21 protein-coding genes and 1 pseudogene are annotated in these 23,072 nt (G+C 76.1%); 15 read left to right on the top strand and 7 right to left on the bottom strand.

What is annotated here, in order from left to right; genetic code table 11:
• Positions 1-156 precede the first annotated feature (156 nt).
• From K5O09_RS04575 to K5O09_RS04520, 12 genes and pseudogenes are all read left to right on the top strand, one after another.
• Positions 157-1,059 (top strand): class II fructose-bisphosphate aldolase, encoded by a 903-nt coding sequence (locus K5O09_RS04575; protein ID WP_222171641.1) that lies wholly within the window; start codon positions 157-159, stop codon positions 1,057-1,059.
• Positions 1,060-1,083: 24 nt separating this feature from the next.
• Entirely contained in the window at positions 1,084-1,560 is a 477-nt protein-coding gene (locus tag K5O09_RS04570) for a PTS sugar transporter subunit IIA (protein ID WP_222171640.1), read from the top strand.
• A gap of 89 nt (positions 1,561-1,649) precedes the next feature.
• Positions 1,650-1,973: a PTS fructose transporter subunit IIB gene (locus K5O09_RS04565; protein ID WP_222171639.1), complete on the top strand. Its 324-nt coding sequence runs from the start codon at positions 1,650-1,652 to the stop codon at positions 1,971-1,973.
• Positions 1,970-3,049, top strand: a complete 1,080-nt coding sequence (locus K5O09_RS04560) for a PTS fructose transporter subunit IIC (RefSeq protein ID WP_222171638.1) — start codon at positions 1,970-1,972, stop codon at positions 3,047-3,049. Before K5O09_RS04565 ends, K5O09_RS04560 begins: the two co-directional genes overlap by 4 nt.
• Positions 3,050-3,212: 163 nt before the next feature.
• On the top strand, positions 3,213-4,130 hold the full coding sequence (locus K5O09_RS04555; RefSeq protein ID WP_222171637.1) for a cupin domain-containing protein: 918 nt from the start codon (positions 3,213-3,215) through the stop codon (positions 4,128-4,130).
• 129 nt (positions 4,131-4,259) lie between these two features.
• The gene (locus K5O09_RS04550) at positions 4,260-5,990 is read left to right on the top strand and encodes a dihydroxyacetone kinase family protein (RefSeq protein ID WP_222171636.1); all 1,731 of its coding nucleotides are present in this window, start codon (positions 4,260-4,262) and stop codon (positions 5,988-5,990) included.
• On the top strand, positions 5,987-6,754 hold the full coding sequence (locus K5O09_RS04545) for a triose-phosphate isomerase family protein (protein WP_222171635.1): 768 nt from the start codon (positions 5,987-5,989) through the stop codon (positions 6,752-6,754). The genes K5O09_RS04550 and K5O09_RS04545 overlap by 4 nt, the downstream gene beginning before the upstream one ends.
• A gap of 38 nt (positions 6,755-6,792) precedes the next feature.
• Positions 6,793-7,263 (top strand): annotated as a pseudogene (locus K5O09_RS04540) (ribose-5-phosphate isomerase); the annotation flags it as partial.
• Positions 7,264-7,356: 93 nt separating this feature from the next.
• Positions 7,357-7,566 carry an HPr family phosphocarrier protein gene (locus K5O09_RS19515; protein WP_370635567.1) on the top strand — a complete coding sequence of 70 codons (210 nt, stop codon included), beginning with the start codon at positions 7,357-7,359 and terminating at the stop codon, positions 7,564-7,566.
• A gap of 4 nt (positions 7,567-7,570) precedes the next feature.
• Complete coding sequence (locus K5O09_RS04530) at positions 7,571-9,271, top strand: putative PEP-binding protein (RefSeq protein WP_255596127.1); 1,701 nt, start codon at positions 7,571-7,573, stop codon at positions 9,269-9,271.
• Positions 9,272-9,328: 57 nt separating this feature from the next.
• Positions 9,329-10,276 (top strand): sugar-binding transcriptional regulator, encoded by a 948-nt coding sequence (locus K5O09_RS04525; protein ID WP_222172592.1) that lies wholly within the window; start codon positions 9,329-9,331, stop codon positions 10,274-10,276.
• A gap of 49 nt (positions 10,277-10,325) precedes the next feature.
• Positions 10,326-12,293 (top strand): endonuclease/exonuclease/phosphatase family protein, encoded by a 1,968-nt coding sequence (locus tag K5O09_RS04520; protein ID WP_222171634.1) that lies wholly within the window; start codon positions 10,326-10,328, stop codon positions 12,291-12,293.
• A 4-nt stretch (positions 12,294-12,297) separates the two neighbouring features.
• On the opposite strand, the gene K5O09_RS04515 is transcribed toward K5O09_RS04520, so the two are convergent.
• On the bottom strand, positions 12,298-13,827 hold the full coding sequence (locus tag K5O09_RS04515; RefSeq protein WP_255596126.1) for an NAD(P)H-quinone dehydrogenase: 1,530 nt from the start codon (positions 13,825-13,827) through the stop codon (positions 12,298-12,300).
• A 268-nt stretch (positions 13,828-14,095) separates the two neighbouring features.
• On the opposite strand from K5O09_RS04515, the gene K5O09_RS04510 reads away from it, so the two are divergent.
• From K5O09_RS04510 to K5O09_RS04500, 3 genes are all read left to right on the top strand, one after another.
• The gene (locus K5O09_RS04510; RefSeq protein WP_222171632.1) at positions 14,096-14,926 is read left to right on the top strand and encodes a purine-nucleoside phosphorylase; all 831 of its coding nucleotides are present in this window, start codon (positions 14,096-14,098) and stop codon (positions 14,924-14,926) included.
• Positions 14,927-14,983: 57 nt separating this feature from the next.
• Entirely contained in the window at positions 14,984-16,867 is a 1,884-nt protein-coding gene (locus K5O09_RS04505; RefSeq protein ID WP_222171631.1) for a phospho-sugar mutase, read from the top strand.
• A gap of 185 nt (positions 16,868-17,052) precedes the next feature.
• Positions 17,053-17,841, top strand: a complete 789-nt coding sequence (locus K5O09_RS04500; RefSeq protein ID WP_222171630.1) for a hypothetical protein — start codon at positions 17,053-17,055, stop codon at positions 17,839-17,841.
• A gap of 60 nt (positions 17,842-17,901) precedes the next feature.
• Here the strand turns inward: K5O09_RS04500 and deoC are convergent, their stop codons facing one another.
• The 6 genes from deoC to K5O09_RS04470 all read right to left on the bottom strand — a co-directional run bounded on the left by deoC (position 17,902) and on the right by K5O09_RS04470 (position 23,029).
• A complete protein-coding gene (gene deoC / locus K5O09_RS04495; RefSeq protein WP_222171629.1) occupies positions 17,902-18,576 on the bottom strand; it encodes a deoxyribose-phosphate aldolase in 675 nt (224 codons plus the stop codon).
• Positions 18,573-19,664 carry an adenosine deaminase gene (locus K5O09_RS04490; RefSeq protein ID WP_222171628.1) on the bottom strand — a complete coding sequence of 364 codons (1,092 nt, stop codon included), beginning with the start codon at positions 19,662-19,664 and terminating at the stop codon, positions 18,573-18,575. The genes deoC and K5O09_RS04490 overlap by 4 nt, the downstream gene beginning before the upstream one ends.
• 94 nt (positions 19,665-19,758) lie before the next feature.
• Positions 19,759-19,983: a hypothetical protein gene (locus tag K5O09_RS04485; RefSeq protein ID WP_222171627.1), complete on the bottom strand. Its 225-nt coding sequence runs from the start codon at positions 19,981-19,983 to the stop codon at positions 19,759-19,761.
• 74 nt (positions 19,984-20,057) lie between these two features.
• Positions 20,058-20,999 carry a hypothetical protein gene (locus tag K5O09_RS04480; protein ID WP_222171626.1) on the bottom strand — a complete coding sequence of 314 codons (942 nt, stop codon included), beginning with the start codon at positions 20,997-20,999 and terminating at the stop codon, positions 20,058-20,060.
• Positions 21,000-21,317: 318 nt separating this feature from the next.
• On the bottom strand, positions 21,318-22,622 hold the full coding sequence (locus K5O09_RS04475; RefSeq protein WP_222171625.1) for a thymidine phosphorylase: 1,305 nt from the start codon (positions 22,620-22,622) through the stop codon (positions 21,318-21,320).
• The gene (locus tag K5O09_RS04470) at positions 22,619-23,029 is read right to left on the bottom strand and encodes a cytidine deaminase (protein WP_222171624.1); all 411 of its coding nucleotides are present in this window, start codon (positions 23,027-23,029) and stop codon (positions 22,619-22,621) included. The genes K5O09_RS04475 and K5O09_RS04470 overlap by 4 nt, the downstream gene beginning before the upstream one ends.
• Positions 23,030-23,072: the final 43 nt, after the last annotated feature.

Genomic DNA, 23,072 nt, shown 5'->3' with positions numbered 1-23,072 from the left:
CTCGCACAAGCCTTGTGCAAGATCTTGCACCTGTGCAATGCTCTTCACGAGCCGCTGCGGAGCCCTCCCGGCGGCGGGACAGGTCGACGACGACCGCACCCGGTCACCGCTCGCCCCACCCGCCCCGCGAGGCGCCCTCCGCACCAGTGCGGCTCCATGCCGCCGCACCACCAGAAGGGCTGGACCATGCTCGTCAACATGCGCGAGATCCTCGACGACGCGCGGACCCACAACTACGCCGTGGGCTGCATCAACACCCCCACGATGGACCTGCTGCGCGGGATCGTGGGCGCCGCGGAGGACGTCGGGACGCCGATCATCATCGACCACGCCGAGGTGCACGACCCGCTGGTGCGCGTCGAGGACATCGCCCCGTACATGATCGACTTCGCGCGCAAGGCGAAGGTGCCGGTGGCGGTGCACATCGACCACGGCGTCGACCCGACGTTCATCTGGCGCGGCATCCGCTCCGGCTTCACGTCGGTGATGTACGACCTGTCCACGCTCCCGTTCGAGGAGAACCTGAAGCGGGTCACCGAGTTCACCGGCATCGCGCACTCGCTGGACATCTCGGTCGAGGCCGAGCTCGGCGTGATGACCTCCACCCTGCACGACTCGCACGGCGGTCCCGCGGCCCCCGCGGACATCCGTGAGACGTTCACGGACCCCGACCTCGCGGCGACCTTCGCCAAGGAGTCCGGCGTCGACGCCCTCGCGGTCTGCTTCGGCACCGTGCACGGCATGTACGTCGAGGAGCCGAAGCTCGACATCGAGCACCTGACCCGGCTGCGCGCCGCGGTCCCCGAGGAGACCGCGCTGGTCATGCACGGCAGCTCCGGCGTCGACTTCGACCAGATCGCCCAGGCGGTCAAGGCCGGAGCGACGAAGGTCAACTACTACTCGTACCTGTCGGCCGAGGCGTCCCGGTTCGCCGCGCAGCTCGTCGCCGAGGCGGGCAAGCCGGTGTTCTACCATGACCTCACCGAGGCGACGGTCGAGCACATCCGGACGACGACGACGGAGCTGCTGACCGTCTTCGCCAACGGCCACACGTTCTGAGCCGCAGCCGTGGACGCGCAGGCGATGGGGAGGGCCATCGGCGAGGACCTGGTCCGGCTGGACGTGCCGGCACCGGCGTCGAAGGCGGAGCTGTTCCGCGCGATGGCGCAGACCCTGGCCGCGGACGGCCGGATCGACGACGTCGACGACTTCCTGGCCGCCCTGGAGGAGCGTGAGCAGCTCGGCCCGACGTACATGGGCGACGGCCTCGCCCTGCCGCACGGCCGGGGGGCGACCGTGCGCCGCCCGTCGGTCGCGTTCTGGCGGCTCGCCGAGCCGCTGACCTACACGTCCTGCGGGGAGACGGGCGAGGTGCGGCGGGTGTTCATGCTCGCCGTGCCCGAGGGGGGAGCGACGGAGCACCTGCAGGCGCTCGCCCTCCTGGCCCGGCTCCTGATGGACGACGACGCGGTGCACGCCCTCGACGTGGCCCGCACCCCCGCGGAGGCGGTCGACGTGGTCGTCGCCTTCGCCCGCGCCCGGGAGACCCAGCCCGCCTGAGGCGGCCGCCCCCGAGCACGCACGACGCCCCGGCACCGACGCCGGGTGAGGTGACCAGCAACGACGCATCACCGAGAGGGGAAGTCGCAGTGAAGATCGTCGCCGTGACGTCCTGCGCCACGGGTATCGCCCACTCCTACATGGCCGCGGAGGCCATCACGAAGGCCGCCAAGAAGGCCGGGTACGGGGTCAGGGTCGAGATCCAGGGCGCGATGGGACTCGAGAACAAGCTCAGCCAGGCGCAGATCGACGACGCCGACGTCGTCGTGCTGTCCAACGACGTCGGCCTCGTGGAGCCCGGCCGGTTCGACGCCAGCAGCGACAAGATCGTGCGGATCCCCCCGCACGAGGTCATCACCCACCCCGAGCGCGTCGTCGAGAGCGCCCGCCGCATCACCGGGGAGGCGTCGTGAGCTGGAGGGAGCAGGGCACCGTCGTCAAGCAGGCGCTGCTCACCGGGGTCAGCTACATGCTGCCGTTCGTGGTCGCGGGCGGCATCCTCATCGCCCTCGGCTTCGCCATCGGCGGCATCTACGTCTACGACGGCACCGGGTTCGCGGCCGACGTCTTCGCCTGGGGCAAGATGGCGATGAACCTGATGACCGCCGTGCTCGGCGGCTACATCGCCTACTCGATGGCCGACAAGCCGGCCCTCGCCCCCGGATTCGTCGCGGGCACCATCGCCGCGACGCAGGGCTCCGGGTTCCTCGGCGCCATCCTCGGCGGCATCGCCGCGGGCTACATCGTGATGGCGCTGAAGAAGATCCGGCTGCCGTTCGCGCTGCGCTCGATGCTGCCGGTCCTCATCATCCCGGTGGTCGGCACGCTCGCCGTCGCCGTGCTGATGCAGTACGCGCTCGGCATCCCGGTCACCTGGCTGAACACCTGGATGCTCGACACGCTGCAGTCGATGTCCGGCGGCACGCTCGTGCTGCTCGGCATCATCCAGGGCGCGATGCTCGCGTTCGACATGGGCGGCCCGGTGAACAAGGCGGCGTACGCCTTCGCGCTCGCGGCGGCCGACGCCGGGAACTGGGCGCCGATGGCGGCGAACTTCATCGCCTCCATGGCCCCGCCCCTGGGCATCGCACTGGCGATCCTCATCGCCCGGCGCAAGTTCACCAAGGCCGAGCAGGCCAGCGTCGGTGGCCTGCTCGTCGGCGGGGCCGGGATGATCACCGAGTTCGCGATCCCGTTCGCGGCCGCGAGCCCGCTGCGGGTGATCCCCGCGCTGATGGCCGGCAGCTCCGTCGGGGCCGCCCTGTCCTACGTGGCCGGCCTCACCCTGCAGGCGCCGCACGGCGGGCTGTTCGTGCTGCTGCTGTGCAACAAGCCCCTGCTGTTCCTGCTCATCCTCGCCGTCTCCGGCCTGGTCACCGCGTTCACCCTGATCGCGCTCCGGCCGAACCTGCCCGCCGACCCCGCACCCGGGGCGGCACCGGACGACGAGCCCGTCAGCTCGAGCGCGGACGCCCTGCAGCTCGACTGACGACCCGACGCGGCCGCGGCCCCCGCCCGGCTCCTGCACGACCCCGGCACGCCCGAGGCACGGACCCTGCGCGCACCCGCGCCGGCGTCAGCGTGCCCGCGCACGGGTCGCGGCCGCGTCACCCCCGGACCTCCACCCACCACCAGAAGGAGTGACGCACCCAATGACCAAGTTCCAGGACGTGATGGGGAGCTGGCCGTTCCCGCCCGCCGAGAAGCGGCCGATGCTGCTGCGGCAGTCGGACTACCTGCACTACCTCTACCCGCCGGACAACGCCCGCACGAGCGACAACAACTACCTGTTCCTCTCGACGGACACGATGCTGGTCGGCATCTACGAGCTGGCGCCCGGTGCGTCGTTCGAGCCGATCGACATCCACCCCGGCGACGAGTCGTACTTCATCCTCGAGGGCCCCGTCGTGCAGAAGTGCTCGCTCGGCCAGTACGTGCAGCTGCAGAAGGACGAAGCGCTGTACATGCCGGAGCGGGTGTGGCACCAGGGCAACAACTTCACGACGCACAAGGCCCGCATCCTGTACTTCATCGCGCCGAAGGCGTGGGGCGACGACATCCCGCCGAAGGTGTTCCCGACAGCCGACGACACCAAGTCGTACAAGGGCCGCAAGAACGCCGAGATCGCCGACATCTCGGGCCGGCAGGGCATCACCCGCATGCCCACCACCGACGACCTCGGCCACTGGCCGGTCGACGGCGTCGCGGCGCGGCAGTTCCCGCAGAACATCTACCGCATCCGCGAGGACGACAAGCTCATCACCCTGTCCGGGACCGAGCAGCCCACGCTGATGAAGTTCTCGGTGAGCACCGACCGCCAGCACCTGGGCGAGATCATCCTGCCCGCCGGCGGCACCGGCCCGCGCTGCTCCGACATCGACAGCCACGGCGGCGACGCCCTCCTGTACTGCCTCGAGGGCCCGATCACCGTGAACCTCCCCGACGAGCTCGAGGCGTTCACGATGGACCCGGGCGACTCGTTCTTCGTGCCGGCCGGTACCCGCTACCAGCTGTGCAACTTCGACGGGTACCCCGTCCGCGCCGTGTTCTGCATCGCGCCGGACCTCTGACCGGCCGCGGGGTGCGGCCAGGTCACCTGCCGCACCCCGCGCGCCTTCGCCCGTCCGCCCCGCGACCGGCAACCGGCGCGACGGGACCCATCCGCACGCGAACCCCTGCGACCCGAGGAGACGCCCGCGATGACGCGCGTGCTCAACGACCCCACCACCTTCGCCCGCGACCACCTGCGGGGCTTCGCCCACCTGCACGCCGACCTGCTCACCGCAGTCCCCGGCGGCGTGGTCCGCGCCGACGCCCCCCCGGCCGCCACCGTCGCGGTCGTCACCGGCGGCGGCAGCGGCCACTACCCCGCGTTCTGCGGCTGGGTCGGCCCCGGTCTGGCGGACGGCGCCGTGGTCGGCGACGTGTTCGCCTCCCCGTCCGCCGAGCAGGTCGTCCGTGTCGCCCGCGCGGCGGACACCGGCGGCGGCGTCCTGCTCGTCTACGGCAACTACGCCGGCGACGTCCTGAACTTCACCGAGGCGCTGGACCGCCTCGCCGCCGAGGGCGTGGCCGTGCGCCAGCTCGCCGTCACCGACGACGTCACGTCCGCCGGGCCGGACGAGCGCGAGCGCCGCCGCGGCACCGCCGGCGACCTGGTGGTCCTCAAGGTGGCGGGCGCCGCCGCGGCCGCGGGGCACGACCTCGACCGGGTCACCGCCCTCGCCGAGCGAGCCAACGCCCGCACCGCGTCGTTCGGCATCGCGTTCTCCGGGTGCACGCTCCCCGGCGCGGACGCTCCGCTGTTCGACCTGCCCGACGGGCTCATGGGTGTGGGCATGGGCGTGCACGGTGAGCCGGGCATCGCCGAGCAGCCCGTCGCCCGCGCCGCGGACCTCGCGCGGCTGCTCGTCGACCGGCTGCTGGCCGAGCGTCCCGCGGACGCGAGCGACCGGGTGGCCGTGCTGCTGAACGGCCTCGGCGCGACCAAGTACGAGGAGCTGTTCCTGCTCTGGGGCGAGGTCGCCGCACTGCTGGAGGCCGCAGGCCTGACACTGGTCGCCCCCGAGGTCGGCGAGCTCATCACCAGCCTGGACATGGCCGGGCTCTCGCTGACGGTCTGCTGGCTGGACGCGGAGCTCGAGGAGCTGTGGCGGGCGCCGGCGACCTCGCCCGCGTTCCGGCGCGGGGCGGTCCACGCGGGGCCGGCACGCCGGACCGCCGCCGCCACGCCCGCGCCCGTCGCGGAGACCGCGCCCGTCACGCCCCGCGCGCCCGAGGTCGTCGCGGTGTCCCGCCTGGTCGCGGGCGCCGCCGGGGACGTGCGCGACGCGCTCGCCGCCGCCGAGCAGCACCTGGGTGACCTCGACGCGGTCGCCGGCGACGGGGACCACGGCCGCGGGATGTCCCGGGGCGCGAGCGCCGCGCACGAGGCCGCCGCCCGCGCCGCCGCGCTCGGGGCCGGGCCGGCCACCGTGCTGCAGGAGGCGGGCGCCGCCTGGGCGGACCGCAGCGGCGGCACGTCCGGGGCGCTGTGGGGCGCCGCCCTGCGCGCGGCCGCGGGTGCGCTGCCCGACGACGCCGTGCCGGACGCGTCCGCCGTGGTGGCGGCCGTGACCGCCGCGCGCGACGCGCTCGTGCGCACCGGCGGGGCCGCGGTGGGCGACAAGACGATGCTCGACGCGATCGAGCCGTTCGTGACCGTGCTGGCCGAGGGCGTCGCCGACGGCGCCCCGGTGCGCGAGGCGTGGACCCGGGCGGCGCGGGAGGCGCAGACCGCGGCCGAGGCGACCGCGCAGCTGACCCCGCTCCGGGGACGGGCGCGACCGCTCGCGGCGCGCAGCCTCGGGCACCCGGACCCGGGGGCGGTCTCGGCGGCGCTGGTGCTGACGACGCTCGGCGGGGCCGGCACCGGCGGGGGTCCGGCATGAGCGCCCGCACGACCCGGCCGCTCGCGGCCGTCAGCCTCAAGACCTACCTCGGCCAGGCGGACACCCTGGCGTGGCTGGAGGCGGTGCGCGGCGTCGCGGTCACCGGCCCGGCGGGCGTCGACCTGCTCGTGCTCCCCGTCGCGACCGCCCTGCCCGACGCCGCGCGCGTGCTCGGCGCGGTGGGGGTGCGGGTCGGCGCCCAGGACTGCTCCTGGACGCCGCCCGGCGCGTACACCGGCGAGCTGCCCGCCGAGCTGCTCGCGGAGGTCGGTGCGGAGGTCGTCGAGATCGGGCACGCCGAGCGCACGGGGGTGCTCGGGGAGGACGCCGCGGTGACCGCCGCCAAGGCCGCCGCCGCGGTGCGGGCCGGCCTGGTCCCGCTGGTCTGCGTCGGCGAGGACGAGCGGGTCTCCCCCGAGGCCGCCGCGTCACGGTGCGCCGCCCAGCTCGATGCCGCCCTGCGGGACGTGCCGGAGGGGCCGGTCCTCGTCGCGTACGAGCCGGAGTGGGCCATCGGCGCCGACGAGCCCGCCGGGCCGGACCACGTGCGGGCGGTCTGCCGGCGGCTGCGCACGCACCTGGACGCGCACCGCCCCGACCACCGCCTGCTGTACGGCGGCACGGCGGGACCCGGGGTGTTCACCCGGCTGCACCCCGACGTCGACGGGCTGTTCCTCGGACGGCGCGCGCACGAGGTCGCCGCGCTCGCCGAGGTGATCGAGGAGATGGCGCGGGTGGCCGGACCGGCACCCGTCGCCCCGTGACCAGCACCAGCACCAGCACCAGCACGAGGAGAGGCACGATGACCGACAGGCTGCGGATCGTCGTCGGCGCGGACGACGCCGGCGTGGACTACAAGGAGGCGCTCGCCGCCCAGCTGCGCCAGGACGAGCGGGTCGCCGAGGTGATCGACGTCGGCGTCGGACCCGACGAGCACACCGCGTACCCCGACGTCGCCGTCGAGGCGTCCCGCAAGGTCGCCGCCGGGGAGGCCGACCGGGCGCTGCTGATCTGCGGCACCGGCCTCGGCATGGCGATCACGGCGAACAAGACCCCCGGCGTCCGGGCCGTCACCGCGCACGACGTGTACTCGGTGAGCCGGTCGGTGCTGTCCAACGACGCGCAGGTGCTCACGATGGGGCAGCGCGTCATCGGGCTGGAGCTCGCGCGCACCCTGGTCGACGGCTGGCTGGACCTGCGGTTCGACCAGACGTCGCCGTCGAGCAGCAAGGTCGAGCTGATCCGCCGGTACGACGAGGCCCGCACCGCCGCGCCGACCCCCGACACGGTCCGGGCCGCCGAGTCCCCCGTCACCCGCACCGTCGTCGTCGGCTCCCGCAGCGGCCTGCACGCCCGCCCGGCCCGGTTGTTCGCGGACGCCGCGAAGGCCACCGGCCTGCGGGTCCTGGTCTCCCGGGCCGGCGGCACCCCCGCCCCGGCGTCCAGCGTGCTGGCGGTCATGGCGATCGGCGCGCAGCAGGGCGACGAGATCGTGCTGTCCGTCGCGGGCCCCGGCGCCGAGCGCGTGGCCGACGACCTGGCCGCGCTCGTGGCCCGCGACCTGGACGAGGAGTGAGCAGGTGACGACCACCCTCCGCGACGCGGACCGGGTGCTGCGCGGCGTCGGCGTCGGCCGTGGCGCCGCGGTCGGCCCGGTGGTGCGCGTGCACCCGGCGCCGGCGCTGCCACCGGCCGAGCCCGCCGTCGCCGACCCGGCCGCGGCCGTGACCGCCGCGCTGGACGCCGTCGCCCGCGACCTGGACGCGCTCGCCGAGAGCGCGGACGGCACGCTGCGCGAGGTGCTGCGCGCCACCGCCGCGATGGCCGACGACGAGATGCTCCGCACCGAGGCGCTGCGCCGGGTGGCCGGCGGCACCGCACCGGCCCGAGCCGTCGACGAGGCGGTCGAGGAGGTCTGCGCGACCTTCACCGCGGCGGGCGGGTACCTCGCCGAGCGGGTCACCGACCTGCGCAGCGTCCGGCACCGCGTCGTCGCGCGCCTGCTCGGCCTCCCCGCGCCGGGGGTCCCGCTGCTGACCGAGCCGTCCGTCGTCGTCGCCGAGGACCTCGCGCCGGCCGACACCGCGGGGCTGGACCCCCGGCTGGTGCTCGCGATCGTCACCGAGCAGGGCGGCCCCACGGGGCACACCGCGATCATCGCCGGCCAGCTCGGGCTGCCGTGCGTGGTGCGGGCACCGGGCGCGTCGGTGCTGGAGGACGGCGACCGGGTCGCGGTGGACGCCGCCGCCGGGGTGGTGCACCGCGACCCCGGCCCCGCCCTGCGCAAGCAGCTCGCCGGACGTGCCGCTGACCTGCGCTCCCTCGCGGAGGACACCGCGCCCGGCGCGACCGCCGACGGGCACCCGGTCGCGCTGCTCGCGAACATCGGCACCGCCGAGGACGCCCGCGCGCTGCCGCCCGGTGCCGAGGGCGTCGGGCTGTTCCGCACCGAGGTGCTGTTCCTCAGCCGCGCGGTCGCCCCCGCCGTCGAGGAGCAGGCCGACGTCTACGCCGCGGTGCTCGCGTCGCTCGGCGACCGCAAGGTCGTGGTCCGCACGCTGGACGCCGGCGCCGACAAGCCGCTGCCGTTCGCCGGGCTGCCGCCGGAGGAGAACCCCGCGCTCGGCGTCCGCGGCTACCGCCTGGCCCGGCGCCGCCCGGAGCTGCTGGACGACCAGCTCCGGGCGCTCGCGCTCGCCGCCCGCCGCACCGGCACCGAGCCGTGGGTGATGGCCCCGATGGTGGCGACCCCCGCCGAGGCGTCCGCGTTCGCCGCCCGGGCGCGGGGTGCCGGGCTGAGCACCGTGGGCGCGATGGTCGAGGTGCCGTCGGCCGCCTGGTCCGCGAGCGCCCTGCTCGCCGACCTCGACTTCGTGTCGATCGGCACCAACGACCTGGCGCAGTACACGATGGCGGCCGACCGGTTGCAGGGCGACCTCACGGACCTCCTCGACCCGTGGCAGCCCGCCGTGCTGGGGCTCGTGGAGCGCACCGTGACGGCGGCGCGGGCAGCCGGGCGGCCGGTGGGGATCTGCGGCGAGTCCGCGGCGGACCCCGTGATGGCGCTCGTGCTGGTCGGCCTCGGCGTGACCAGCCTGTCCATGTCCGCGTCGTCCCTCCCCGCGGTACGCTTCTCGCTGCGTCAGCACAGCCGCGCGACGTGCACCGAGATCGCCCGCGCGGCCCTGGCGTCACCCGATGCCCACGGGGCGCGCGCGGCGGCGTCGGCGCGTGTCGCACCCGAGGTCCGCCGGACCCTGGCCCTGCCAGAGCAGGGCTGACCGGTGAGCGGGGGGCGTGTCGTCTGGGCGCTGAGGTCGGGCACGAGAGGGGGCGTGATGCGCGGTGGAGGGGACCACGTGCGCCTGATGGCGCGCGTCGCACGGATGCATCACGAGCAGGGCATGCGCCAGACCGCCATCGCGGCCGAGCTGCACCTGTCGACCGCGCGGGTGTCCCGGCTGCTCAAGCGGGCCGTCGAGGAGGGCATCGTCCGGACCATCGTGACGCTGCCGCCCGACGTGCACACCGACCTGGAGCAGGAGCTCGAGGCGCGGTACGGGCTCGCCGAGGCGGTGATCGTCGACGGCCCGGACGGCGACGAGCCCGTGCTGCCCGCCCTCGGTGCCGCCGCGGCGGTCTACCTGGAGTCGACGCTGACCGGCGAGGTCGTCGGCATCGCGTCCTGGAGCTCCAGCCTGCTCGCGGTGATGGACGCCATGCAGCCCACGAACGGCTACACCCTGCGCCAGGTCGTGCAGATGGTCGGCGGGCACGGCAACCCCGCGGTGCAGATGGAGTCCTCCCGCCTCATCGGGCAGTTCGCCCAGCTCACCGGTGCCGAGGCCGTCATGGTGCCGGCCCCCGGCCTGCTGGGCTCCCGGCAGGCGCGCGACAGCCTGCTCGCGGACCCGCCGGTCGCCGAGGTCGTCACGCGGTGGGACGAGATCACCGTCGCGCTGGTCGGCATCGGCACGCTCGAGCCGTCGGCGCTGATCCGGGAGAGCGGCAACGCCATGGCGCCCGACCAGCTCGAGCGGCTCCGCGGGCTCGGCGCGGTCGGGGACATCTGCCTGCGGTACTTCGATGCCGACGGCCGGGTCATCACCTCCGAGCTGGACGACCGGATTCTCGGCATCGAGCCGGCGAAGCTGCTCGCGATCCCGCGGCGGGTCGCGGTCGCCGGGGGCATGCGCAAGCTCGCCGCGATCCGGGCCGCGCTCGTGGGCGGGTGGGTGACGGTGCTCGTCACGGACGCGAACGTCGCGCGGGCGCTGCTGGCCTGACCCGGGGTTGCTGGTGGCCACGCACCGCCCGCGGCCCTAGGTTGTCGGGATGACCGTCCCGGCCGCCGCACCGCCCGCCACACCCCCGGCCGGTGGCCCGCGGCCCCCGGACGCCGGCGTCACGACCCGCGTCACCCTGCTCGCCCTGGTGACCGTGCTGGCCGTCGACGTCGTGCGCGCGTCCGGGCCGGTCCTGGACCGGGCGTTCACGGTCGGCACGGTCACCGTCGCGGTCACCGCCCTGGTGACGTTCGTCGGTGCGGGGCTGGTCGCGGCCGTCGCGCTGCTGGCCACCGGGCGTCGCGGTCCCGGGACCGCCTCGGGCGCCACGGTGCTGGCCGTCGTGGCCGCCGCGGGCGCGGCGCGCCTCGTCACGCAGGCCGTGCACGACGCCGCCCGGTTCGGCGCCGGGCTGGTCACCGCCGCGCTCGCCGTCGCGGCTCTCGTCCTGACGGCCACCCTGGTCGCGGGGCGGCCCACCGGCGGCCGGCAGGCGGCGCTCGGGCTGACGCTCGGCACCGGGCTGTCCGCGGCGCTCCAGCTGACGCTCGGCACCTGGGACCCGCTGTGGCGCGGTGGAGTCGTCGGGAGCGTCGTCGCGATCACGCTCGTGGGGCTCACGGTCGCGCTGGCCGTGGTCGGGCGCGGCTGGACCGCGGCGGGCCGGCCGCGCCGGACCTGGGTGCTCGGGCCCGCCCTGGCCCTGGTGCTCATGGTGCTGGCCAACCCGGCGTTCGCCGCCTCGCAGTCCGGCGTGCCGCTGCTGGGCGCGGGCACCGCGACCGTGCTCGCCGCCGCGGCGACCGTGTGGGTGCTGCTGGTCCCGCGCGTCCTCGTCCCGGCGGTGCGGGTGTGCGCCGCGGTGCTGCTGCCCGTCGCGACGGCCGTGGCCGTGCTCGTCACCGGGCCGGTCGCCCTGGTCGCGGTCGTGCTCGCCGAGGGCGCCGCGGGGGTCGTCCTCGCGGCGGCCCTCAGCACCCGCCGGCCCGCACCGCCCGGGGTGCCGCGCACCGCGCTGGCCACCTCGGCCGTCGGGGCCGGGCTGGTCGCGGTCCTGCTCGTGTACCTGCTCGACTACGACGTCCCGCTCGGGGTCGACAACGCGTGGGTCGTGGTCCTCGCGGCCGCCCTGGTCGCCGTGGGCGGCCTGCGCTGGCGGACCCCCGAGGAGACCTCGGTCCGGGAGAGCGCGCCCCCGCTGCGGGCCAACGCGCTGCGGTTCCTCGTGCTGCCCTCCGTGGTGCTGCTGCTGGTCGCCTGGTGGGCGTCCGCGGCCGGGACGTCGACGGCCGTCGCGGTCGACCGGGAGGCCGGCACGATGGTCGTCCTCGACTGGAACCTGCACTACGGCGTCTCCGCGGACACGGCCGTCGACCTGGAGCAGGTCGCCCGCACCATCGAGTCCGAGGCGCCCGACGTCGTGATGCTCCAGGAGGTCGCGCGCGGCTGGGTGCTCGGCGGGGGCACGGACATGGCCACGTGGCTCGGGCACCGGCTGGGCATGCACGTGGCGTTCGCGCCGGCGGCCGACCAGCAGTTCGGCAACGTCCTGCTGTCCCGCGAGCCGCTGCGCGACGTCGAGGTGGTGCGGCTGCCGTTCGGCGCCGGGCCGCAGCAGCGCTCGGCGCTCACCGCCCTGGTCGACGGGCCCGACGGGCAGCCCGTCCGGGTCACGTCCGTGCACCTCCAGCACCGGGACCAGAACACCCCCACCCGGCTCGAGCAGCTCGCCGCCCTGGAGCGCGCGCTGCCCGACGACGGGCCCTCGGTGCTCGGCGGCGACCTGAACGCGGGCCCGGGCTCCCCCGAGGTCGGGGCGCTCACGGACGCCGGCTGGGCCGACGCCCTCGACACCGCGGGCGACCCGGTCGCGCTCACCTACCCGAGCGACGACCCCGAGGTCCGGATCGACTGGCTGCTCGGCCGCGGCGGGGCGGTGTTCGACGACGCGCGGGTGCTGTCCGACGAGTCCTCGGACCACCTGCCCGTGGTCGCCGTGGTGCGCGTCGGGGGCTGACCCGCTACTCCGTGTGGTGCAGCACCCGGGCGACCTCGGCGATGCTGCCGGACAGCGACGGGTAGACCGTGAACGCGCTCGCGACGTCGTCGACCGTCAGGCTGTGCGACACCGCGAGCGTGATCGGGAAGATCAGCTCCGACGCCCGCGGCGCCACCACGACGCCGCCGAGCACCGTGCCGGCCGTCGAGTGCGCGAACAGCTTCACGAAGCCGTCCCGGACGCCGAGCATCTTCGCCCGCGGGTTCCGGGCCAGGGGCAGCGTGTGCGTGACGAAGTGCGCGTCCCGCTCGACGAGGGCGCGCTCGCTGAGGCCGACGGTCGCGATCTCGGGGGCCGTGAAGATGTTCGCCGCGACGCCGCGCACCTGCAGCGGCGCGACCGCGTCGCCGAGCGCGTGCGACATGGCGATCCGGCCCTGCATCGCGGCGACGGACGCGAGCGGCAGCACACCCGTCACGTCGCCGGCCGCGTAGACCCCGCGCGCCGACGTCCGGGACACCCGGTCGACCTCGATGTGCCCGGACGGCGTGGTCAGCACGCCCGACTCCGCCAGTCCGAGGCCCTCGGTGCTGGGGATCGACCCGACCGCGAGCAGCACGTGCGACCCCTCGATCTCGCGGCCGTCCGCCAGCGTGACCACGACGCCGTCGGCGGTGCGCCGCGCGGCCTGCGCCCGCGAGCGCGCCACGACCTCCATGCCGCGGGCGCGGAACACGTCCTCGAGCATCGTCGCGGCGTCGGCGTCCTCCCCCGGCAGCACGCGGTCGCGGCTCGAGACCAGCACGACCTGCGACCCCAGCGAGACGTAGGCGCCGGCGAACTCCGCGCCCGTCACGCCCGAACCGACCACGACCAGCCGCTCCGGCAGCTCGGCCAGGTGGTAGAGCTGCGTCCACGTGAGGATCCGCTCGCCGTCCGGCTGGGCGTCCGGCAGCGTCCGCGGGGTCGCCCCGGTGGCGAGCAGCACCACGTCGGCGTCGAGCGTGCGCTCGCCCGCCTCCCCCGTGACGACCACCCGCTCCGGACCGTCCAGCCGGCCGTGGCCGATCTCGACCTGCACGCCCTCGCGCTCCATGCGGGTGCGGATGTCCCGGGACTGGGCCAGGGCCAGCTCGCGCACGCGGGCGTTCACGGCCGCCATGTCGACGCTGTGACGCCGCCGGCGGCCCCCGTCCGCCGCCGTGCCCGGCACCTCGTCGTCACCCGGGGACGCCGGGATGTCCAGCCGGATCCCCAGGTCGGGGGCGCGCTCGGCGATCGTCATCCACTCCGCCGTGGCGATGAGGGTCTTGGACGGCACCACGTCGGTGAGCACGGCGGCGCCACCCAGGCCCGCGCGCTCCACCACGGTCACGTCCGCCCCGAGACGCCGGGCGACCAGCGCCGCCTCGTAGCCGCCGGGTCCTCCCCCGACGACGACGACGCGCGGGGCGGGCCGGCGGTCGTCGCGCGGCTGCTCGGGACCGCGCTGCGGGGCGGGCGTGGCCGGGTCGGCGGGGGCGGGCGCGGGCGTGGGGGTCGGCTGCGTCACGCCGACCATCTTGACCCCTGCGCCCGCCGGGCGCGCGCGACCCGCGCGGGCGTCCGTGCCCCGGCCCGCGCACCCGGCCCGCCGCCCGGTGCCCAGCCGGTGGATCCCGCCGTCTCGGCGGCGCCGTCCCCGGGCTGCGTGAGGCACGACGCCGGTAGGCTCGGCGGGTGCGTCCGGCCCTGGCCGGGGCACCCGCAGACCCGCGCTGCGCCCGCGCGGGCACCCGTGCCGCACGTCCGCAGCACCCGCCCCAGGAGGAGCACCCCGCATGGCCGACGACGCCCGCCTCGACGACCCCACCACCGACCCGCTGGCCGTCGCCGCCGACGCCGCGACGTTCCTCGCCCGCGAGACCGGCGTCGACCGGCACGACGTCGCGCTGGTGCTCGGCTCGGGCTGGGGCGGAGCCGCCGACCTGCTGGGCGAGACCGTCGCGGAGATCCCCGCGCCCGAGGTGCCGGGCTTCGCGGCGCCGGCCGTCGTGGGCCACGTCGGCACGATCCGCTCGATCCGCATCGAGGCGACCGGCAAGCACGCGCTGGTGCTCGGCTCCCGCACCCACCTGTACGAGGGCAAGGGCGTGCGCCGCGTGGTGCACGGCGTGCGGACGGCCGCCGCCGCGGGCTGCTCGACCGTCGTCCTGACCAACGGCTGCGGCGGCCTCGACCCGTCGTGGGCGCCGGGCACGCCCGTGCTCATCAAGGACCACATCAACCTCACGACCGTCTCCCCGCTGGAGGGCGCGACGTTCGTCGACCTGACGGACCTGTACTCCGCGCGCCTGCGGGACGTCGCGCGCACCGTGGACCCCACGCTGGACGAGGGTGTGTACGTCCAGTTCCGCGGACCGCACTACGAGACGCCTGCCGAGGTCGCGATGGCCGGCGTGCTCGGCGGCAGCCTCGTCGGCATGTCCACCACCATCGAGGCCATCGCCGCGCGGCACGTCGGCATGGAGGTGCTGGGCGTCTCCCTGGTGACCAACCTCGCGGCGGGCGTCGGCGACGAGCCGCTGTCCCACGAGGAGGTGCTCGAGGCCGGACGCGCCGCGGGCCCTCGCATCAGCCGGCTGCTCGCGGACGTCGTCGGCCGCATCTGAGCGCCCCGTCCCCGCACGCCGCCCCCACCCACCCCGACCGAGGAGCAGGACCCGCCGATGACCGAGCAGCAGCCCACGGACCCGACCGCCGACGGCTGGCCGGCCCTGGCGGAGCAGGTGCGCGCGTGGATCGCCGACGACCCCGACCCCGCGACCGCCGAGGAGCTGCGACGGCTCCTGACCCGCGCCGAGGCGGAGCTGCCGGAGGTCGACGGGGACACGGTCACGCCCGAGCAGCGGCACGCCGCGGTCGACGTGCAGGAGGCCCGTGAGGACCTCGCGGACCGGTTCCAGGGGTTGCTGCAGTTCGGCACCGCCGGCCTGCGGGGCGCGATCGGCGGCGGCCCGCACCGCATGAACCGCGCGGTCGTCATCCGGGCGGCGTCGGGCCTGGGGGCGTTCCTGCTCGGCGAGCTCGAGGGGGCGACGCCGGCGCCGAAGGTCGTCGTCGGCCACGACGCCCGGCACGGCTCGGAGGACTTCGCACGCGACACGGCGGCGGTGCTCACGGCGGTGGGCGTGGACGTCGTCATGCTGCCGCCGCGGCTCCCCACGCCGGTCCTCGCGTTCGCCGTCCGCCACCTCGGCGCGGACGCGGGCGTCATGGTCACCGCGAGCCACAACCCGCCGCAGGACAACGGCTACAAGGTGTACCTCGGCGGGCGCGTCGTGACCGACGCCGGCCAGGGCGCGCAGATCGTCCCGCCGGTGGACGGGGCGATCGCGGCGGAGATCGCCCGGGTGCCGTCCGTGGCGGCGGTGCCGCGCGCGCGGGACGGCTGGGCGGTCGCCGGGCCCGAGGTGGCGGACGCGTACGTGGCGCAGGTGCTGCGCCTCGCGGACGTGTCGGAGGCGGCGCGCACCGCGGCGGCGGGCCTGCGCATCGTCCTGACGCCGATGCACGGGGTGGGCGGCGCCACCGCGCGGCGCGTCCTCGCGGAGGCCGGCTTCACCGACGTGCACGTGGTCGCCGAGCAGGCCGAGCCGGACCCCGACTTCCCGACCGTCGCGTTCCCCAACCCGGAGGAGCCCGGCGCCATCGACCTCGCCGTCGCCCTCGCGGCGGAGGTCCGGGCGGACCTCGTGATCGCGCTCGACCCCGACGCGGACCGGTGCGGCGCCGCCGTCGTCGACCCGCGGCTGCGCACCTACTCCGGCCCGGGTGCCGCGGCCGCCGACGGCTGGCGGATGCTCCACGGGGACGAGACGGGGGCCCTGCTCGGCAGCGTCGCCGCCGAGCGGTTCGGCACACCCGGCGCCACCGAGGTCGCGCCCGACGCCCCGGTGCTGGCGAACTCGATCGTGTCGTCGCGGCTGCTGGCGCGCATCGCCGCGCACGCCGGTCTGCGTCACGCGCAGACGCTCACCGGGTTCAAGTGGATCTCGCGCGTCGACGGCCTCGTCTTCGGCTACGAGGAGGCCCTCGGGTACTGCGTCGACCCCGCCCACGTCCGCGACAAGGACGGCATCTCCGCCGCGCTCACGCTCGCCGGGCTCGCCGCGCGCCTGAAGGTCGAGGGCCGCACCCCGGTCGACGTGCTCGACGACCTCGCGCGCCGCCACGGGCTGCACCTCACCGACCAGCTCTCGGCGCGGTTCACGGACCTGTCGCAGATCCCGGAGACCATGCAGCGGCTCCGCGAGCACCCGCCGGTCGTCCTCGCCGGCTCCCCCGTGATGTCCGTCGTGGACCTCGCGGCGGGCTCCGAGGCGGACCGCGGCGGCCTGCCCCCGACCGACGGCATCCGGCTGCTCACGCAGGACGACACCCGCGTGGTCGTGCGCCCGTCCGGCACCGAGCCGAAGGTGAAGTGCTACCTCGAGGTCGTCGTGCCGGTCGAGGAGCACGCCTCCCCGGAGACGGTCGGCGCCGCCCGTGCGGCGGCGCGGCAGCGGCTCGACGCGGTGCGCGCGGACGTGGCGGCGGCGCTGGGGCTCTGAGGCCCCGCGGCGGGCGACCCACGCGACCGGCACGACCGGCGCGCCGGGCACGACCGGGGCGATCGGCGCGACGAGCACTGCCGCCGCGGCGGGCACGGCGCGGGACGCCGGGCAGGCGGGTGACGTGCGGGCACGCACCGCGGAACCCGCCCGGCCGGCGCCACCGCGCCGCTACGGTGACGCCCGTGCACCCGACCCCGGCCCGCCGCGCCGCCCTCGGCCTGACCGCCGCGGCGGTCGTCGTGGGTCTGGCCGCGTGCTCGTCCCCGACGGACCTCGGCGAGGAGGTCGCGAGCCACGCCGTGCAGTCCCTGCTCGACGACCTGGCCTTCGAGAGCTACGCCCCGGACATCGTGGAGTTCGCCCGGCGCGCGGAGGCCGCCACCGAGCAGGGCCCGATCATGATGCTGGACGTCGAGGAGGGCGACGCGTCGGCGCGCAACGGCGGCGAGCCGATCGGGTGGATCACGTTCGGGCTGACCGTGAGCGACACCCGCCGGGCCGAGGGCTACTGGGACTCGGACCGCGAGCAGGACCCGGGGCCGTCCTGCTACCGGGTCATGTTCGACCACTGGGGCGCCCAGGACATCCGCGGCGCCGACTGCCCCGACACGCTCGAGGAGGTCCCCGCGCCGCCGTCGCAGCAGCCGGAGATCGCCGCGAACGCCGAGGAGGCGGTGTGGTCGGTGCTGCAGGCCCTGCCGGAGGACCCGCCGTCGGAGGACGAGATCGTCGCGGAGGTCACCGCCCTGCTCGAGCCGCACGACAACGACGTGACGCCGCTCGCGGAGGTGACGGCCCACGTCGAGGGCACGTCCGTGGCCGTCGCGACCGGCGACGCCCACGACTGCGTGCTCGTGGGGCGGTTCCAGGGCGAGGTCCGGGACGTCGACGTCCCGTCGGTGTACCTGCTGCCCGGGGAGCTCGGCTGCACGGCGGACACGGCGTTCGCCGACCTGCGCCCGCCGCACTGACGCCAGACCGGGCCCGGCACCGCCGCCGGCCCACGGGACCGGCGGCGGGGCGTCAGGAGTTCAGTACCCGCCGTCCGCCTCGAAGCCGCCGAGCACCGCCGCGGTGCCCGACAGGCCCAGGCGGGTGGCGCCGGCCTGGACCATCGCGAGCGCGTCGGCCGTCGTCCGGATGCCGCCCGACGCCTTGACGCCCAGCCGTCCGCCGACGGTGGCCGCCATGATCTCGACGGCGTGCACGGAGGCGCCCCCCGCGGGGTGGAAGCCGGTGGAGGTCTTCACGAAGTCGGCGCCCGCGGCCTCGGCGGCGCGGCACACCTCGACGATCTCGTGGTCCGTCAGCGCGGCGGACTCGATGATCACCTTGAGCACGACGGGCGCCGGGGCGGCGGCGCGCACGGCGGCGACGTCGGCCTGCACGTCAGCGAACCGGCCCTCCTTCGCGGCACCCACGTCGATGACCATGTCGACCTCGTCGGCGCCGTCGGCGACGGAGCGCGCGGCCTCGGCCGCCTTGACGTCGCTGTGGTGCTTGCCCGACGGGAAGCCGCAGACGGTCGCGACCTTGAGCCCGCGGGCGTCGAGCGGCAGGAACGACGGCGAGACGCACACGGAGTACACGCCCAGCTCGACGCCCTCCGCGATCAGCGCCTCGACGTCGGCGCGGGTGGCCTCCGGCTTCAGCAGCGTGTGGTCGACGAACTTCGCCAGTCCTGCGGCGTCCAACGAGGCGCTCATGCGCGGTGCCTTCCTGGTGCGGTGGGTGCGTGGCCGGGCAGGATCACCCGGTCGACGAGGTCGGTGCGCTCGTCCTCGTGGAGGAACGCGTGCCGCGCGGCGGTGACCGTGACCGCGCGCAGGTCGTCCGGCGTCCAGCCGGCCTCGGAGACGAGCAGGTGCAGCTCCCGGCTCAGCGTGGTGCGGGACTGCAGACGGTTGTCGGTGTTGACGGTGACCGCGAAGCCCAGCCGCAGCAGCGTCGTCACGGGGTGGTCGGCGTACGACACCGCGCCGCCGGTCTGGATGTTCGACGTCGGGCAGACCTCGAGGGCGATGCGCCGGTCCCGGATCCAGTGCGCGAGCCGGCCGAGCCGGAACCCGCCCTCGCCGTCCGGCCGGATGTCGTCGAGCAGGCGGATGCCGTGGCCGAGCCGCAGCGCCCCCACGTCCACCGCGCCGTCCAGGGAGTCGCGTCCGGCTGCCTCACCGGCGTGCACGGTGACGGGGAACCGGGCGGTCCGCAGCTGCGCGAACGCCGCCCCCATCGCGCTCGCGGGGTACCCGTCCTCCGGCCCGGCGACGTCGAAGCCGACCACGCCGCGGTCCCGGTTCGCCAGGGCGAGCGCCGCGACCTCGTCCGCGCGGTCCGAGTCCCGCATGGCGCACAGCAGCAGGCCGGTGCGGATGGTCCGTCCCTGCGCCGCCGCCTGGGACTCGCCCTCGGCGAGGCCCTCGCGCACGGCGTCGACCGCGTGCTGCAGCGACAGCCCGCGGGCCTGGTGCAGCTCGGGCGCGAACCGCTCCTCGGCGTACACCACGCCGTCGGCGGCGAGGTCGAGCACCGCCTCCCGTGCGACCCGCCGCAGCGCCTCGGCGGTCTGCATGACGCCCGCCGTGTGCGCGAACGTCGCCAGGTACGCCTCGAGGCTCCCCGACCCGGCCTGCGCGTGGAACCAGGTCGCGAGCTCGTCCGCGTCCGTGCTCGGCAGCGCGTGCCCGGCCTCGGCGGCGAGCTCGACGACGGTGGCCGCGCGGACGCCGCCGTCGAGGTGGTCGTGCAGCAGCACCTTCGGCAGCGCGACGATCTGCTCGAGGGTCGCGGTCATGCGCCCACCGTACTGGTCCACGATGCGGACCGTCGCATCGCCCGGGGGCTGCCGGGCGCCCGCCGGTCGCCCGCCCGGGAGCGGGCTGCGCGGGTCAGGCCGGGTACTCCTCGGAGTCGTCGTCGGGGACGGGCGTGACCTGCTCGGCGACGTCGGCGGGGTCGGCCTCGCCGGCGAGGTCCGGCCGGGGCTCGTCGGGGTCGTACGCGCCGTCGCGCGCGTCGCGGTCGTCGTCGGGCTCGACCTCGGGCAGGTCGGTCAGCGCGGGCTCGACGAGCCCGGCGTCCCGCCAGGTCCGGTCTCCGGGCACGGTGCTCATGGCGCCTCCTGACGTCGGCTGCTGTACGCCTCCATCGTGTCCCGCCGCGCGCGGGACCGCCAGGGCAGGGCGGATCAGGCGCGCCGGGGCACCGGGAGGAGCGCCCAGGCCAGGTGGCTCCAGTGGCCGAGGGCGGCGACGGGCCCGGACGGCGACCGCAGCGTCGCGCGGGTCACGCCCAGCACCCGGCCCGCCCCCGGCTCGTACACCCGGTAGCTGTCGCCGGTGCGCGCGACCGCGAGGACGACGTGGCGGGGCAGCGCGGCCCCGAGACCGCCGGACGTGTCGCCGCCGGCGTAGAGCGGCACCGGCACGTCCCGGTCCAGCGCGGCGTCCACGCGCGCCAGCAGGTCGTCCACCTCGTCCGGGCGCGTGTCGTCCACGAGCACCGAGCGGTAGGTCGCACCGGGGAACCGCGCGACCCGGGCCGCGCCCCACGGCGGCGTGCCGAGCGACAGCGGCCACGGCAGCACGCCCAACACGGCCCGCCGCGTGCTGCGCCGGTGCAGGGCCGCCTGGAGCAGGCCCCACCGCTGGGCGGACGCCTGCCCGGGCGTCGCCGCGCCGTGCACGACGGCCCCGCCCGGCGACCGGAACCAGTCCGGGGCGTCCGGGTCGTGAGGCGACGGGGGCGCAGGCAGGTCGACGCCCGCGAGCTCGGGCGGGACCGGCGCGCCCGCGGGCAGCTCCCCCGTCACCAGCCACGCCGCCAGGACGGGGTCGCCCGCGGCCGCGAGCATCCCGAGCACGGCGGCACCGCACGTCGTGCCGTCCACCTGGCGCGCGGCCGCGGTGCCCCACCGCACGGTGCGGCCGGCCGGCACGTCCAGCGGGGCGAGCACCTGCCGGCGCGCACCCGCGTCGAGCGCCGCCAGGACGGGGCGCAGCGGCTCGGGCAGCGCCGGCCGGGGCACCGGCACGGGGTCCGACGCCGCGGGCGGCGCGGTCGCGGGCGACGCGGGGACGACCCGGCCGCGGACGGCGCGCAGCAGCGTCGTGACCTGCATCCCGCTCACACCCTCACCTCCGCCTCGGCCCGAGCCCCCGCAGCGCGTCCGCGTCCGCGTCCGCGTCCGCGTACGAACCGTACGCGCCCGCCCGTGCCCGTCCCGCCCGCCCGTGCCGGTCCCGCCCGCCTGTGCCTGCGCCCGCCTGCCTGTGCCTGCGTCCGCCTGCCTGTGCCTGCGTCCGACGAGATTGCCGTCGTTGTGGGGTTCCGCGGCCGGAAGCCCGCAACGACGGCAATCTCGTCGGCGGACGGGGAGTGCGCACGCGGCCGGCGCGCGGGTGCGGCCCGGGTCCGGGAGCAGGCCCCGCGGACCCGGGCCGGGGCGTCAGGACGCCGCGATGCGGTCCAGGACCAGCGGCGTCGGCGCGGTCGCCGCCTCCGACGCCACGTCGAACGCGCCCTCGAGCGCGCCCAGCGCCCGCGGGAACCGCTCCGGGGTGTCGGTGTGCAGCGTCAGCAGCGGCTGGCCGGCCCGCACGGCGTCGCCGGGCTTCGCGTGCATCTCGACGCCCGCCCCGGCCTGCACCGGGTCCTCCCGGCGGGCGCGCCCGGCGCCGAGCCGCCACGCCGCGATGCCGACCTGGTACGCGTCGAGCCGGGTCAGGACGCCGTCGGCGGGCGCGAGCACCTGCTCGGTGTGCCGGGCGACCGGCAGCGTCGCGTCGGCGTCGCCGCCCTGAGCCTCGATCATCCGGCGCCACACGTCCATGGCCCGGCCGTCGGACAGCGCGGCCCGCACGTCGACGTCCGGCTTCCCGGCGGCCGCGAGCATCTCCTGCGCCAGCGCGACGGTGAGCTCGACGACGTCGGACGGCCCGCCGCCGGCGAGCACCTCCACGGACTCCCGGACCTCGAGCGCGTTGCCCGCGGTGAGACCGAGCGGCGTGGACATGTCCGTCAGCAGCGCGACGGTCCGCACGCCCGCGTCGGTGCCGAGGTCGACCATCGTGCGCGCGAGCTCGCGGGCGCGGTCCAGGTCCTTCATGAACGCGCCGGAACCGACCTTCACGTCGAGCACGAGCGCGCCCGTGCCCTCGGCGATCTTCTTGCTCATGATCGACGACGCGATCAGCGGGATGGCCTCGACGGTGCCGGTGACGTCCCGCAGCGCGTAGAGCTTGCGGTCCGCGGGGGCGAGGCCGGAGCCCGCCTGGCAGATGACCGCGCCGACGTCGTCGAGCTGCGCCATCATCTCGTCGTTGCTGAGCGCCGCGCGCCAGCCGGGGATCGACTCGAGCTTGTCGAGCGTGCCGCCGGTGTGGCCGAGTCCGCGCCCGGACAGCTGCGGGACCGCCACGTCGAACACGGCGACGAGGGGCGCGAGCGGCAGCGTGATCTTGTCGCCGACGCCGCCGGTGGAGTGCTTGTCGGCCGTCGGGCGCCGCAGGCCGGAGAAGTCCATGCGCTCGCCGGACGCGATCATCGCGGCGGTCCAGCGGGCGATCTCCGCGCGGTCCATGCCGTTGAGCAGGATCGCCATGTTGAGTGCCGACATCTGCTCCTCGGCGACGACGCCGCGCGTGTACGCGTCGATCACCCAGTCGATCTGGGCGTCGGAGAGCCGGCCGCCGTCCCGCTTGGTGACGATGACGTCCACGGCGTCGAACTGCTCGGTGCTGGGGGTGCTCACGACGACTTCCTCTCGACCAGGTCCGACGGCCCGAACGCGTCGGGCAGGACCTCGGTCATCGGCTTGATCCCGCTCACCGTGTCGACGAGCAGGTCCGGACCGCCGTGCTCCCACAGGAGCTGACGGCAGCGGCCGCACGGCATCAGGGCGTTGCCGTGGGCGTCCACGCAGGCGAACGCCACGAGGCGCCCGCCGCCGGACACGTGCAGGCCGGACACGAGCGCGCACTCCGCGCACAGGGTCAGGCCGTAGGACGCGTTCTCGACGTTGCAGCCGGTGACGACCCGGCCGTCGTCGACGAGCGCGGCGACCCCGACGGGGAACTTCGAGTACGGCACGTACGCGCGGTGCATCACCTCGGTGGCGGCGGCCCGCAGCGCGTCCCAGTCGATCTCGGGGGTGGTCATGGTGCTCCTTCCGGGGGCGGGTGCACCGCCCCGCGCAGACCGC

Source organism: Cellulomonas sp. C5510, assembly GCF_019797765.1.
Classification (GTDB): Bacteria; Actinomycetota; Actinomycetes; order Actinomycetales; family Cellulomonadaceae; genus Cellulomonas.
Note: the sequence above shows the minus strand (reverse complement) of the source record. Positions and strands in the feature narration are given on the sequence as shown.

Coding starts and splice junctions, on each gene's coding strand:
- K5O09_RS04520 (WP_222171634.1), top strand. CDS start 10,326: ATGACCGTCCCGGCCGCCGCACCGCCCGCCACACCCCCGGCCGGTGGC.
- K5O09_RS04575 (WP_222171641.1), top strand. CDS start 157: ATGCCGCCGCACCACCAGAAGGGCTGGACCATGCTCGTCAACATGCGC.
- K5O09_RS04545 (WP_222171635.1), top strand. CDS start 5,987: ATGAGCGCCCGCACGACCCGGCCGCTCGCGGCCGTCAGCCTCAAGACC.
- K5O09_RS04550 (WP_222171636.1), top strand. CDS start 4,260: ATGACGCGCGTGCTCAACGACCCCACCACCTTCGCCCGCGACCACCTG.
- K5O09_RS04525 (WP_222172592.1), top strand. CDS start 9,329: ATGCGCGGTGGAGGGGACCACGTGCGCCTGATGGCGCGCGTCGCACGG.
- K5O09_RS04570 (WP_222171640.1), top strand. CDS start 1,084: ATGGGGAGGGCCATCGGCGAGGACCTGGTCCGGCTGGACGTGCCGGCA.
- K5O09_RS04490 (WP_222171628.1), bottom strand. CDS start 19,664: ATGACCGCGACCCTCGAGCAGATCGTCGCGCTGCCGAAGGTGCTGCTG.
- deoC (WP_222171629.1), bottom strand. CDS start 18,576: ATGAGCGCCTCGTTGGACGCCGCAGGACTGGCGAAGTTCGTCGACCAC.
- K5O09_RS04510 (WP_222171632.1), top strand. CDS start 14,096: ATGGCCGACGACGCCCGCCTCGACGACCCCACCACCGACCCGCTGGCC.
- K5O09_RS04470 (WP_222171624.1), bottom strand. CDS start 23,029: ATGACCACCCCCGAGATCGACTGGGACGCGCTGCGGGCCGCCGCCACC.
- K5O09_RS04555 (WP_222171637.1), top strand. CDS start 3,213: ATGACCAAGTTCCAGGACGTGATGGGGAGCTGGCCGTTCCCGCCCGCC.
- K5O09_RS04485 (WP_222171627.1), bottom strand. CDS start 19,983: ATGAGCACCGTGCCCGGAGACCGGACCTGGCGGGACGCCGGGCTCGTC.
- K5O09_RS04505 (WP_222171631.1), top strand. CDS start 14,984: ATGACCGAGCAGCAGCCCACGGACCCGACCGCCGACGGCTGGCCGGCC.